The organism is Photobacterium lucens (assembly GCF_009873615.1).
GTDB classification, from domain to species: Bacteria; Pseudomonadota; Gammaproteobacteria; order Enterobacterales; family Vibrionaceae; genus Photobacterium; species Photobacterium lucens.
Window position 1 is genome coordinate 32,837 of sequence record NZ_SSMG01000001.1, and the last position, 13,509, is coordinate 46,345.

The window sequence follows — 13,509 nt, forward strand, 5'->3', positions numbered from 1 at the left end:
ACAGCATCTTTTCAGCGCATGCTGTTGGGTAAACCTTGAAAAAATTTAACAAATTACCAGAGAGTATAGAATGCAGAAGACAGGTATATGGGGAAAAATTATTGGTGCGTTACTTGGCCTCTCCATTGGTAAATTGCCTGGATTGTTGATTGGCTTATTTATTGGTCATCAGTTTGATAAGGCGTACGCCCGTCAGATGAATGGCGGTTTTGCTGGATTTGGACAAAACCGAGCTAGCAGTGCAGAGCAGCAAGCTGCCTTTTTTCATGCTTGCTTCGCAGTTATGGGACATGTCGCAAAAGCTAAAGGGCGTGTAACAAAAGAAGAAATCCGTGTTGCAAGTGCGATCATGGATCGTATGGGCTTACAAGGAGAGTCTCGCCTTCAAGCTCAAAATGCATTTCGTGAAGGGAAAGAAGATAACTTCCCACTAGAAGAAACACTTAATCGCGTGCGTAGCCGTGCAGGTCGTGCTGATCTATTACAGTTTTTCTTAGAGCTACAAATTCAAGCGGCATTTGCTGATGGCTCGATTCACCCGAAAGAGCGTCAATTATTGCACATTATTGCGCGCTACCTTGGTTTCTCAGAAGCACAACTTGAGCAACGTTTACGTATGCAAGAAGCGGCATTTCGTTTCCAACAGGGTGGCTTCCATCAGCAGTATCAACAGCAAGGTGGTAGTTACCAAGCGCCACCAAGTCGTGATCAATTAGCAGATGCATTTAATCTATTAGGCGTTGATGAAAATGCTTCAGCACAAGATGTAAAGCGTGCTTATCGTAAGCAAATGAATGAACATCACCCAGATAAACTGGCTGCGAAAGGCTTACCACCAGAGATGATGGAAATTGCCAAGCAGAAAACCCAAGAGTTACAAGCGGCTTATGATTTGATCCGAAAAGAGAAAGGATTTAAGTAATCAACAGCCTGCATGGAATAAATAATAGAAGCGAGCCTTGAGCTCGCTTTTTTTATTGGGCTGATATTTAAACGAGATTCTGCGGTTTGCCATTATAAAAACATTCAATATTTTCAATCAGCTGTTCAACTAAGGTTGTTATGGCTGAATCTGAGCCCCAAGCGACATGTGGAGTGAGTAATAAGTTCGGTAAATGGGCATGCTGTAATAAGGGATTATCATCAGTAGGTGGCTCTGTAGTAAACACGTCACAACCAGCGCCTGCAATATATTGATGTAACAATGCATCGACTAAGTCTTGTTCATTGACTAAGCTGCCACGCCCTGTGTTAATTAAAATTGCATTCGGCTTCATTTGCAAAAGCTCGGCTTTAGCGATTAAGTTTTGGGTATCTGGTGTCAGTGGGCAATGCAAACTCAGTACATCGGCTTGCTGTAATACGTCATTAAAAGGGCTGTAGCCATCACGACATACACTTGCCCCTTTATGCTCAGCAAATAACACCTTCATCCCCAGCGCTTTAGCTAAGTTTGCTGTCGCTTGCCCTAAACTTCCTTTACCTACAATACCCAAGGTTGATCCTGCAATATCACTAATTGGGTGAGTGAAAAAACAAAATTGTTGCTGTTTTTGCCACTCGCCAGCGATGATATCTTGCTGATAACCAACAATGTTACGTTTTAAAGCAAATATCATTGCAATCACATGTTCAGGGACTGAGCGTGTCGCATAACCACGAATATTCGCGACAGGAAGGTGATGTTGATGACAATAATCAATATCGACATTATTGGTTCCCGTTGCGCCAATGGCGATAAATTTTAGCTTTGGTAACTGAGATAAAATATCGGCAGTGAGTAAGACTTTATTGCTAATAACGATGGTGGCATCTTGTAAGCGTTCAATCACTTGATCGGGCTTGGTGCGCTGGTATTGCGTCCATTGATGAGGAATGCGTGGACGAGGGATAGTGATATGGCTTGGAATGGTTGCGCGATCTAAAAAGACGATATGTTCCACTGTAAGCTCCATGGAACGTCACGTTCCGCTGAAATAAAAATGCTAGCAACTAAGCTAGCATTGTTTGTACTTACAATCTAATCATCTCTTTGATTGCTATTTTGTGATTGCCGTTACGACTTTTTATTAAAAATCGTTTGTGTAGGCGCATCAGGGTAGAACTCACAAGGTGCGAATAAATGCATTGGCTCATCTGTTCCGGGATGAGTAAATGTTAGCTCTGCAGCATGGAGCAATAGACGAGGAGAAGCCTCAAGCGCTTTATCGGTTGCATAGAATTGATCGCCTAAAATCGGATGACCTAATGCTTGCATGTGTACGCGTAGCTGGTGAGAGCGACCCGTTACTGGAAGCAGGCGAACTAAAGTGGTTTTCTCATCTCGGCTAACCACTTCGTAATGGGTCACTGACGGTTTACCATCATCAAAGCACACTTTTTGACGAGGACGATTAGGCCAATCGCAGATCAGTGGCAGATCAACGGTGCCAGTATCTTGCGCGATATGTCCCCATACGCGGGCGTAGTAAACTTTTTGTGTTTCACGTTCACGAAACTGTGCTTTTAAATGACGCTCAGAGTTTTTATTAAGTGCCAGCACAATGAGACCTGAAGTGCCCATGTCTAAACGATGGACGATTTGAGATTCTGGGTGCTCTGCTAGAACTCGAGCAAAGATACTGTCATGATGCTCAGGCGCACGCCCTGGATTTGACAGTATGCCGGAAGGCTTATTAACCGCAATAATGTCGCTATCAAGAAAAAGGGTATCCAACCATGGATCTGTTGGTGGATTGTAGTTCAGCACTGGCAATGGTTTCATGATGCGCTCGCAGGGTTAAGGTGAAAAAAACGGGCTGAATACTAATATGAATAGTAGCAAATTGGTATGTTTGGCGAAGGGACTTAAGAAAAAAGCCGCGAGTATTGGTTTAAATACTCACGGCTTTTCATTGTTATCAATCTATTGTGGCTTAGTTATGGCTCACAACAATTAATCGTAGTGAATCTAATTGGATCTGAGCTTTCTCAATGTAGCCTGTTAGCTCATTAATTTGGCTTTCGATTAACTCTAATTCGTCATCACGAATATTCGGGTTCACCGCTTTTAACGCTTGTAGACGATCAAACTCAGCGCGTAGCGTCGCTTCCATTTCCGCTTGTGCTTGGCTGCGAACAACATCTAACTCTTTACTGATCTCACGCTCAGCAAACTCAATTAAGGTATGAATGTCTTTTTGTACTGAGTTAACCAGTTTGCTGCCTAAGTGGCGATTAACAGGGCTTAGCTGGCGGTTAAAGCCCTCAAACTCAACGTTAGCCGATAGGTTATTGCCTTTACCATCAAGCAGAATGCGGATCGGTGTCTTTGGTAAGAAACGACTAATACCTGATTGTTTTGGTGCTTGTGCGTCTACCACGTAGATCAGCTCAAGTAGCAGTGTACCAACGGGTAGTGCTTTGTTCTTAAGCAGAGAAACCGCTGTTGTACCGACACCTTCGCTGAGTAGTAACTCGATACCACCCTGGATCATTGGGTGCTCCCAACTGATAAAGTGCATATCTTCACGAGATAGTGCCGTATCACGATCAAATGTGATGGTACAACCGTCGTAAGGTAAGCCAGGGTAGCTTGCCACCATCATGTGCTCTGAAGGCGTTACAACAATCGCATTTTCGCCTTTGTCATCTTGGTTCAAACCAATGGTATCGAATAAGCCAAGTGCGAAAGTCACCAGGTTAGTATCGCCATCTTTTGAGCCAATTTCTTCAACCAGTTTTTGTGCATCTTCGCCACCGTTAGAGTGAATTTCTAATAGGCGATCACGACCTTGCTCAAGCTTTGCTTTTAGCTCACTGTGCATTTCAGCACTGCGTTGAATTACAGACTCTAGCGTTTCAACATCATGTTTATCGCTAGCAAGTAAGGTGATGAGATCTTCACAGACTTCTTCATAAACCGCACGACCTGTCGGGCAAGTTTCTTCAAAGGCATTTAAACCTTCGTTGAACCAACGTGCCAATAGTGCTTGAGAAGTCCCTTCTAGGTAAGGAACATGAATTTCAATTTCACGTTTTTGACCAATACGATCCAAACGACCAATACGCTGCTCTAGTAGATCTGGGTTGCTTGGTAGATCAAACATCACTAATTGGTTAGCAAACTGGAAGTTACGACCTTCTGAACCAATTTCGGAACATAGTAACACTTGTGCGCCATCTTCTTCTTGAGCAAAGTAAGCGGCGGCTTTATCACGCTCGATGATCGACATACCTTCGTGGAACACAGTGGCACGAATACCTTCACGTTCACGTAGTGCTTGTTCAAGCGTAAGCGCTGTTTGTGCACGAGAGCAGATCACCAATACCTTCTCGTTACGGTTGGCTTTTAGCATATCTAGTAGCCAGTTCACACGAGGATCGAAGTTCCACCAAGTGGCAGATTCACCTTCAAATTCTTGGTAGATATCTTCAGGGTAAAGCAGCTTGATTGCCTTCTCGTTGACACCCATTTTGCCGCCCATCATTGCAGCTACACGCATTGCAGTAGTGTATTGGCTCGGCATTGCTAGCGGATACATGTTTAGGTGGCGTTGAGGGAAACCTGTAATTGCAGAGCGGGTATTACGGAACAATACGCGACCCGTACCATGACGATCCATCAGGTTGTTGATCAACTCATGACGTGCTGTTAAAGCTTCAGGATCGTCTTGCGTTGAATCTTCGATAACACGCAACATTGGCTCGATATCTTGCTCAGATAACAGCTCTGTTAAAGTGTTTTTCGCGTCGTTATTGAGTTTCTCACCAGAAAGTAGTTGAGTTACAGCATCAGCAACAGGCTCATATTGACGCTCTTCTTCAACAAACGCTTCGTAATCGTAGAAACGATCAGGATCGAGAATACGTAGACGTGCGAAGTGACTTTCGCGACCTAATTGCTCAGGTGTTGCGGTTAGTAGCAGTACACTCGGTGTTTTTTCAGCGAGTGCTTCAATCACTTGGTATTGGCGACTTGGCTTATCTTCGCTCCACTCAAGGTGGTGCGCTTCATCGACAACAAGTAGATCCCAATCAGCATCTAGTGCTTGTTCAAAGCGACGACGGCTTTTACGTAAAAAGTCTAAAGAACACAGTACATATTGCGCGGTATCAAAAGGGTTGGCCGCATCAGCAAAGGCTTCAACACAACGCTCTTCATCAAAGATAGAGAAGTGCAGATTGAAACGACGCATCATTTCAACTAGCCATTGGTGTTGTAGGGTTTCAGGAACTACGATCAGAATACGTTCAGCACGGCCTGATAGCACTTGCTGGTGGATGATCATGCCTGCTTCAATTGTTTTACCTAAACCAACTTCATCGGCAAGTAAAACACGTGGTGCGTAACGACGACCTACTTCATGGGCAATATATAGCTGATGGGGGATCAAGCCTGCGCGCATACCACATAAACCACGTAATGGACTCTTAAGCTGCTCGTACTGGTTTTTTAGCGCACGGTAACGCAATGCAAAGCGATCCATGCGATCGATTTGACCTGCAAATAGCTTATCTTGTGGCTTGTTGAAACGGATTTGGTGGCTTAAGAAAACTTCGCGTAGCGCGACATTTTCTTCTTCGGTATCAGTGCGAGTACCGATGTAGGTGATCACACCATTGTCTTCGTTGATCGCTTCTACCTTTAGTGACCAACCTTCATGGCTTTCAATCACATCACCAATATTAAACATGACACGGGTAACAGGGGCATCATTACGTGCATATAGGCGGTTTTCATCTGATGCGGGGAACATCAAGGTAACCGTTCTTGGTTCAAGAGCGACAACGGTACCTAGACCTAAATCACTTTCTGTATCACTGATCCAACGTTGACCCAAAGCAAATGGCATAGTGGTAGAAACCTTCTAATTATTTGATATCAAAGAGAGTGCATTAAGCTATGCAGTTTATTAATAAGCGACACTGAAGATAAGTGTACGCTAGAATTTGAAATTTGTGCATAGCTCAAAAAAGGGGAGTAATGTTACTGCATGATGTGATTAAGGTCACGGTGAAAGTGATGAAAATACGTCACAGTAAAATCATCATAAAACTTTCATTTAGAGAGGGCTTAATAAGAAATACGTCAGAATTAAACCGGATTGTAAATTATGACGTAAGCTAAAAGAGTGATAGCTAAATTATCGCTGTCCAGACAACCAAGGAGGTGCCTATGGACGACGCCGCACGGAAACTGTTTGTACTAGATACAAATATTCTGCTCCACGAGCCTCTGGCGTTCTTTTCATTTCAGGAACACGACGTGGTTATTCCCATGACGGTACTGGAAGAATTGGACAGAATTAAAGACAGTAAACGTGATGTTTCTCGTGATGCACGAGTCGCCATACGTGCGTTAGAAGATATTTTTCACGATGCGCCACCTGAGCAAATATCAGCAGGTATTCCTTTCAATGACACGGTCGCACATAGCGGCACAATCTCTATTTTTGCCGATTATGAAGTAAAAGAAACGGTTCATGCTTTTAGTGATAAAGCAGGTGATAACCGAATCCTTAATAGTGTTCTATTTCTGCAACAAAAACATGCGCCACGACCAGTGGTATTAGTAACTAAAGACATTAATATGCGATTGCGCGCTAAAGGTGCAGGTGTATTACATGTTGACGATTATCGTACCGACCAACTTATCGATGATGTTGCCTTATTAAGTAAAGGTTTTCATCGTTACAGTGGTGACTTTTGGAATAACGTTGCTGAGTGCCAATCTGAAAATAAAGGCCGAGCGACACTGCACACACTCCCTAAATCACTTTTTGAAACTCCTTATATAAACCAATACCTTGTTGATGAAGGCAGTGATTTTGCTGCGCGAATTCAGCGTATTGATGAAGAAACAGTAACAATCAAAGACATTAGCCAAGAGCGGTTAATGCATCGACAAGCGTGGGGGGTTACCCCGAAAAACATTTATCAAGGAATGGCACTCGATGCCATGCTCGATCCAAACATTGATCTGGTGATCTTAACGGGCCCAGCGGGCTGTGGTAAAACCATCTTAGCGATGGCTGCAGCACTTGAACAGGTGATTGAAAAAGGGATGTATGACAAGATCATTGTCACCCGTAATACGCCTGAAATTGCAGAATCTATCGGCTTCTTACCGGGCACAGAAGAAGAGAAAATGATGCCTTGGCTTGCTGCCGTTACCGATACAATGGAAGCACTTCATAAGCATGATGTATGTACTGATGGCTCAATGAAGTACATTTTTGATAAAGCGAATATTCAATTTAAATCGATTAACTTTATGCGTGGACGCTCGATCCAAAATGCGTTTGTATTACTGGATGAGTGCCAAAACTTAACCGCTTCTCAAATCAAAACCATCATCACCCGTTGTGGTGAAGGCACTAAAATTGTGTGTTCGGGTAACTTAGCCCAGATTGACTCGAATTACTTATCGCCTGTGACATCAGGACTCACTTACATTGTTGAGCGCTTTAAAAACTTTGAAGGCAGCGCCAACATTTACCTCAATGGTGTGGTGCGAAGTCGCCTTGCAGAATTTGCTGAAGAAAATCTCTAATTAACATTACTTAATAGATATGAAAAGCGAGCATATTAGGTGCTCGCTTTTTTGTTGTTAATTGAATGTAGATAGCGATAAATCAAATCACAGTGGGCGTTAATCCGAGGTATTTTTTCAGCTCTGGTAAGCTTGGATTATCAAGGATTGTTTGCGTTACACCTGCCGTTTTAATTTTGCCATCATCAATAAAAATACATTTATCGGCGATTTTTCTGGCGTCATCAGGGCTGTGGGTGATCATTAATACCGTGATGTTTTTCTCTTTCGCCAGTTGTTGCACTAACGTCAGCATTTCAGCACGAAGAGCGGGATCTAACGCAGAGAATGGTTCGTCAAGTAGCAGCAATGGACGATCACGAAGTAAACAACGTGCGAGCGCAACCCGTTGACGTTGACCACCAGAAAGCTGCTCTGGCAAACGCTCAAGATAACTCTCAATTCCTACTTGTTTGGCGCACTCAATCACCCGCTTTTTTTGCTCTGTCGTAAGTTTAAGCTTAGGGTTGATCCCCAATGCAATATTTTCAAACACACTGAGGTGGGGAAATAAATTGTACTCTTGAAATAGCATAGATAGCGGACGCTGTGCAGGCTCTAGCTGGCAGATAGATGTACCATTTATCGTAATATCACCGCTATCAGGTACGAGGAAGCCTGCAATAAGCGCCAATAGAGTACTTTTACCCGCACCGCTCGGGCCAATAAGGGCGGCGATGTCACCTTGCTCAAGTTGAACATCAAAGCTCAACGCCATAGCAACCTCATTTTTATGTTGAGGCAAATAGGTATAGTTGAGTTGATTAATGTTTAGCATGATGAACTCCTTGGCGATGGCGAGTCACAACCAAAAACTCGACAACACTAAATAAACCTAAGCTGAGTAACAGCAGAGCGAGTGCTGCAACGGCTGCAGCATCCATTCGATAACTGCCCATTAACTCAAATAAATACAGTGGCAAGGTTTGAAAATCTTGGCTGCCAAATAGGGCTATGGCACCTAAATCCCCTAGTGATAACACAAAGCTTATCGCTAAAGCCTGAGCGATAGGAGCACGTAATGCACGCCATTCAACTAAGCGTAATCGTGATAGATGTGTCATACCTAAACTGCGACATAACGGATTATATTGTTGCGCTAGATGCAGCATTGGCTGGCTTAATGTTTTTATCACATACGGCAGCGCCATTAGGGCATTAACACAGACTACGACCCACAGTGCAGCACTGTAAGCATCGGTGTATTGGCGCAATAACAAGAAGATCCCGGTACTCAGTACCAGCCCCGGCGTCACTAAAATCACGGTACCTATCATTTCGATACCATCGGCGGCAAGCTTGCGACGGGCTATACGTAAACTGCGACTGGTGATCAAGATCATCACCCCAGCACAGAAAGCGATAACACAAGAAAACAGGGCGATATGCAGCGAGTTATAAATAGCGGACCAGAGTTGCTCTTGCTCTAAAATAGTGAGCAATTGGCGGTTAATACCCGAAATGACCACAGCGATGATCGGTGGTACGACAAACAGTAATGCTACGATGATCCAAAAGGCATCCCAACATTTAGCACGCCAGTGATCGTGATAGTTCACTACCGTTTTATTGATCGAGCCATTTAGGGTTGATAGTGGTTTAGCAAAGCGTTGAGTGATCAATACTAACGAACAACACAGCAGCATTTGCCATAGCGCCAAAATAGCACCGGTTGATAAATCAAAGTCATAACGCAGCGCTTGATAAATCGCGAGTTCAATCGTGGTGGATTTAGGACCGCCACCTAATGACATGATCACCGCAAAACTGGTAAAGCACAGCATGAAGACTAAGCCGGCAATGTGCAGTAGCTGCTGGCGTAGTCGAGGCCATGCAATTAAGCGAAACTTACTCCATCCTGTGATCCCTAAATGAGCAGCAAGTTGATGTTGCTCAGCAGGAATACCATCGAGGCTTTGCAGTAAAAAGCGTACCGTAAGCGGCAAGTTTAAAAATACATGTGCCAGTAAGATCCCACTTAAGCCATAAATATTTAATGGTGGTAAGCCAAGTGTTCCCAAACTGTCGCTGATGATGCCGCTTTTGCCATAAATAGACAGCAAACCAAAAACGGCCACTAAGACGGGCATGACCAATGTCATCGCAAAGAGGCGAAGGAGTAGGGCTTTGCCGATAAATTGACGACGAGAAAGGGCATAGGCGATGGGGATCGCTGGAATGATACTAAGTAGCGTTGAAAGGAGCGCTTGATAGAAGCTAAAACCCGTTACATGACGCAGGTAGGGATCATGCCATAAGGTTGCAAGTTGCCAGTCGCCAGCTTCACTGATTAAGGCATACAGCGCAGAAACGACAATGAAAATGATCAGCCCGGCACTGATCATACCGGGCAATAAGGTGATGCGTTTGTTCAAAGTCTTAAACCATTATTGAGTCAATGCTTGTTGCCACTCGCGGATCCAAGCTTTGCGGTGTGTTGCCACTTCATCGGCACTAAACTCAAGGGCTTTGCTTGGTACGGTTAGCTCATCAAATCCTTTCGGTAAGCTTTGTTTTGTCACTGGATACATCCAGTTGTGGGTAGCGATTTGTGATTGGAAAGCACCGCTGACAACAAATTGCATGAACTCATCAGCCAGTTTTGGGTGTGGGCTATTTTTCATCTTCGCTGCGACTTCTACTTGCATGTAGTGGCCTTCTTTAAAATCAGCCGCTTTGTACTGATGCTTGTTCTCAGCAATGATGTGATAAGCCGGTGATGTAGTGTATGACAACACCATATCTGACTCGCCTTTTAAAAACATGTTATAAGCTTCTGACCAGCCTTTAGTTACAGTGACGGTGTGTTTTGCTAGTTGCTGCCACATTTCCGGTGCTTTATCACCATATACTGACTTGATCCACAACATTAGACCTTGGCCTGGGGTTGAGGTACGAGGATCTTGGTAGATCACGCTAATGTTTTGATCTTTGATCAAGGCATCAAGACTTGCTGGTGGATTTGGTAGTTTTGAACTGTCGTAGACAAAGGCAAAATAACCATAGTCATAAGGCACGAATGTATCGTCATTCCAGCCTTTGGGTAGTGCTAGCTTACTGGTATCAACGTTAGAGGTTGTTAGTAATCCAGTGTTTTTCGCTTCTGTCATCAGGTTATTATCAAGCCCTAACAGAATATCGGCTTTGCTGTTTTTACCTTCAAGACGCACACGATTTAAAATAGAGACGCCATCTTCTAGTGAAACAAAATTCACCTTACAGCCATTACATTGTGCTTCAAATGCTTTCTTGATCACAGGGCCCGGGCCCCATTCAGATGCAAATGAGCTGTAGGTGTAGACGTTGAGAGTATTGTCGGCAGCAAAAGCAGTGCTTGCGATCAGTGACAATGAGATAAGTGGTAGAAGAGTGGTTGTTTTTTTCACTATGCGCTCCGGTATGTCCGACATCCTATGGACAAAAATAGAAAGAGAGAGCGGCACAGGTTTGAGAGCTGTCGCATCGTGCGGTGCAGCAGACTCGAGCATTTAGTTAAATGTCGAGTATCTCAATTCCTACGCCAGCATTACCTGGTTCAGGTTCGATGGGTTCTGTATAAAGCAGTTATGCTTAACAATCTCAGCCAACAGGCTCCCCAATGAGAACAATGCATTGTACCTGTAACAGTAAATAAGTGATAGCGTCTGAATACACCACCTGTTGTAGACAAAGCGCATATTATTTAAAGCAATGACAGTATTAACATTCTCTCATCAAGGTGTTGTATTCCTTGATAATAGTAAGTAATCGGTTTTCTAAACGACTATAGAGTATTTAGTGACTAAAACCTGCTTTTATTGTTTGTTTTGTTATTAGTGACAAAAAATAAACGCCCATCAAGGGCGTCTATGAAGTTTAAAATGATGAATGATCAAGCAAGGAAGCGAGGGATTTGGCTCTCAAAGCTGGCGATCTTATCTTCGTGTTGTAGCGTTAAGCCGATGTTGTCTAGACCGTTAAGCAAACAGTGGCGACGGAATTCATCGATTTCGAATGAATAGGTTTTGCCGTTTGCGGTAACGTTCATTTGCTCAAGATCAACTGTGATCTCTGCACCTTCATTGGTTTCAACAAATTGGAACAGCTCATCGACTTCTTGTTCGGTTAGGCGAACAGGCACCATTTGATTGTTGATCGAGTTACCGTAGAAAATGTCGGCAAAGCTTGGTGCGATCATTACTTGGATCCCGTAATCAGCCAGTGCCCATGGTGCGTGCTCACGAGATGAACCACAGCCAAAGTTTTCACGGGCAAGCAGAATACTTGCACCTTGATAGCGCGGGGCATTCATTACAAAATCAGGGTTGTTTTGCTCGCCTGCATCATCAAGGAAACGCCAGTCATGGAAAAGGTGTTTACCAAATCCAGTACGGGTGACTTTCTGCAAAAATTGTTTTGGAATAATCGCATCGGTATCGACGTTGGCAGCATCTAGCGGTACGACAAGCCCAGTGTGTTGTTTAAAACCAGTCATGTTCACATCCTTTTGTTACGCAGAAGCTGCGTCTAGTTGACGAATATCGACAAAGTGACCTGCACATGCCGCGGCTGCTGCCATCGCAGGACTTACTAGGTGAGTACGTCCATCACGACCTTGGCGGCCTTCGAAGTTACGGTTACTGGTTGAGGCACAACGCTCACCTGGGCCTAAGCGATCGTTATTCATTGCCAAGCACATTGAGCACCCAGGTAGACGCCATTCAAAGCCGGCTTCAATGAAGATTTTATCTAGCCCTTCTTTTTCCGCTTGTGCTTTAACTTGCTCTGAACCCGGTACAACCAGAGCCTGAACATTCGGAGCGACTTTACGGCCTTTGGCAATCGCTGCTGCTGCACGCATATCTTCAATACGTGAGTTGGTACATGAACCGATAAAGACCTTATCAATAGAGAAATCAGACAGGGTTTTACCTGCTTCTAGCCCCATGTAAGCCAACGCTTTTTCCGCTGATGCTTTTTCTACTGGATCGCTAAAGCTTTCAGGTGCTGGAATTGGCTCGTCAACGGCAATCACTTGACCTGGGTTAGTTCCCCATGTCACTTGTGGTTTAATCTCTTTCGCATCAAGGGTGACGACTGCATCAAACTTAGCATCAGGATCCGATTTCAGTGATGTCCAGTACTCGACTGCTGCATCAAAGTCAGCGCCTTTTGGTGCAAATTCACGATCTTTAATATAATCAAAGGTAGTTTGATCTGGTGCGATCAAACCGGCTTTTGCGCCCAGTTCAATTGCCATGTTACAGACGGTCATACGACCTTCCATACTCAGATCGGTAATGGCTTCACCACAGAACTCCACCACATAACCCGTACCGCCAGCGGCAGTGGTTTTACCAATGATCGCAAGGACGATATCTTTAGCGGTAATGCCTTCAGCAACCTTACCTTTTACTTCAATCTTCATGGTTTTGGCACGAGATTGCTTTAGGGTCTGAGTTGCTAGAACGTGCTCAACTTCAGAAGTACCAATACCAAAGGCCAGTGCGCCAAAGGCACCGTGCGTGGCGGTGTGTGAGTCACCACAAACAATGGTCATACCCGGTAGCGTAATACCTAGCTCTGGGCCCATAACGTGCACAATACCTTGATATTTATGGTTTAGATCGTACAGGGTGACACCAAATTCTTCACAGTTTTTGGCTAACGTTTCCATTTGAATGCGTGCCATTTCACCAGAGGCATTAATGTCTTTAGTTTGAGTAGAGACATTGTGATCCATGGTGGCAAAGGTTTTTGATACTTGGCGTACTTTACGGCCTTTTTCACGCAGACCATCAAAGGCTTGTGGTGATGTCACCTCATGCACTAAGTGGCGATCGATATACAGGATCGGGTTTTCGCCTTGCGCTGCAACAGCAACGTGGGCATCGTAAACTTTCTCGTAAAGCGTTTTAGGGGCGCTATTATTAGTGTTCGACATTGCTCATGCTCCC

General features: G+C 44.2%; 10 protein-coding genes and 1 riboswitch. Of the genes, 2 read left to right on the forward strand and 8 right to left on the reverse strand.

What is annotated here, in order from left to right; genetic code table 11:
• The first annotated feature begins 70 nt into the window (after positions 1-70).
• Positions 71-922: a co-chaperone DjlA gene (gene djlA / locus E5A76_RS00160; protein WP_023932270.1), complete on the forward strand. Its 852-nt coding sequence runs from the start codon at positions 71-73 to the stop codon at positions 920-922.
• Positions 923-989: 67 nt separating this feature from the next.
• Here the strand turns inward: djlA and E5A76_RS00165 are convergent, their stop codons facing one another.
• The 3 genes from E5A76_RS00165 to rapA form a co-directional block, all read right to left on the reverse strand.
• On the reverse strand, positions 990-1,955 hold the full coding sequence (locus tag E5A76_RS00165; protein ID WP_187695509.1) for a D-2-hydroxyacid dehydrogenase: 966 nt from the start codon (positions 1,953-1,955) through the stop codon (positions 990-992).
• A gap of 101 nt (positions 1,956-2,056) precedes the next feature.
• Positions 2,057-2,764 (reverse strand): bifunctional tRNA pseudouridine(32) synthase/23S rRNA pseudouridine(746) synthase RluA, encoded by a 708-nt coding sequence (gene rluA, locus E5A76_RS00170; protein ID WP_161117756.1) that lies wholly within the window; start codon positions 2,762-2,764, stop codon positions 2,057-2,059.
• 151 nt (positions 2,765-2,915) lie between these two features.
• Complete coding sequence (rapA, locus tag E5A76_RS00175) at positions 2,916-5,834, reverse strand: RNA polymerase-associated protein RapA (RefSeq protein ID WP_161117757.1); 2,919 nt, start codon at positions 5,832-5,834, stop codon at positions 2,916-2,918.
• 323 nt (positions 5,835-6,157) lie between these two features.
• On the opposite strand from rapA, the gene E5A76_RS00180 reads away from it, so the two are divergent.
• Positions 6,158-7,534 (forward strand): PhoH family protein, encoded by a 1,377-nt coding sequence (locus tag E5A76_RS00180; protein ID WP_161117758.1) that lies wholly within the window; start codon positions 6,158-6,160, stop codon positions 7,532-7,534.
• An 82-nt stretch (positions 7,535-7,616) separates the two neighbouring features.
• Here E5A76_RS00180 and thiQ read toward each other — a convergent pair whose 3' ends face one another.
• The 5 genes from thiQ to leuC all read right to left on the reverse strand — a co-directional run bounded on the left by thiQ (position 7,617) and on the right by leuC (position 13,496).
• Positions 7,617-8,351: a thiamine ABC transporter ATP-binding protein gene (thiQ, locus tag E5A76_RS00185; RefSeq protein WP_161117759.1), complete on the reverse strand. Its 735-nt coding sequence runs from the start codon at positions 8,349-8,351 to the stop codon at positions 7,617-7,619.
• A complete protein-coding gene (gene thiP / locus E5A76_RS00190) occupies positions 8,338-9,918 on the reverse strand; it encodes a thiamine/thiamine pyrophosphate ABC transporter permease ThiP (RefSeq protein ID WP_187695513.1) in 1,581 nt (526 codons plus the stop codon). The genes thiQ and thiP overlap by 14 nt, the downstream gene beginning before the upstream one ends.
• Positions 9,919-9,960: 42 nt before the next feature.
• Positions 9,961-10,959, reverse strand: coding sequence for a thiamine ABC transporter substrate binding subunit (gene thiB, locus E5A76_RS00195; RefSeq protein ID WP_161117761.1), 999 nt, complete (start codon positions 10,957-10,959; stop codon positions 9,961-9,963).
• A 109-nt stretch (positions 10,960-11,068) separates the two neighbouring features.
• Positions 11,069-11,181, reverse strand: a riboswitch (TPP riboswitch).
• 263 nt (positions 11,182-11,444) lie between these two features.
• Positions 11,445-12,047: a 3-isopropylmalate dehydratase small subunit gene (gene leuD / locus E5A76_RS00200; RefSeq protein ID WP_161117762.1), complete on the reverse strand. Its 603-nt coding sequence runs from the start codon at positions 12,045-12,047 to the stop codon at positions 11,445-11,447.
• 15 nt (positions 12,048-12,062) lie between these two features.
• Positions 12,063-13,496: a 3-isopropylmalate dehydratase large subunit gene (gene leuC / locus E5A76_RS00205; RefSeq protein ID WP_161117763.1), complete on the reverse strand. Its 1,434-nt coding sequence runs from the start codon at positions 13,494-13,496 to the stop codon at positions 12,063-12,065.
• Positions 13,497-13,509: the final 13 nt, after the last annotated feature.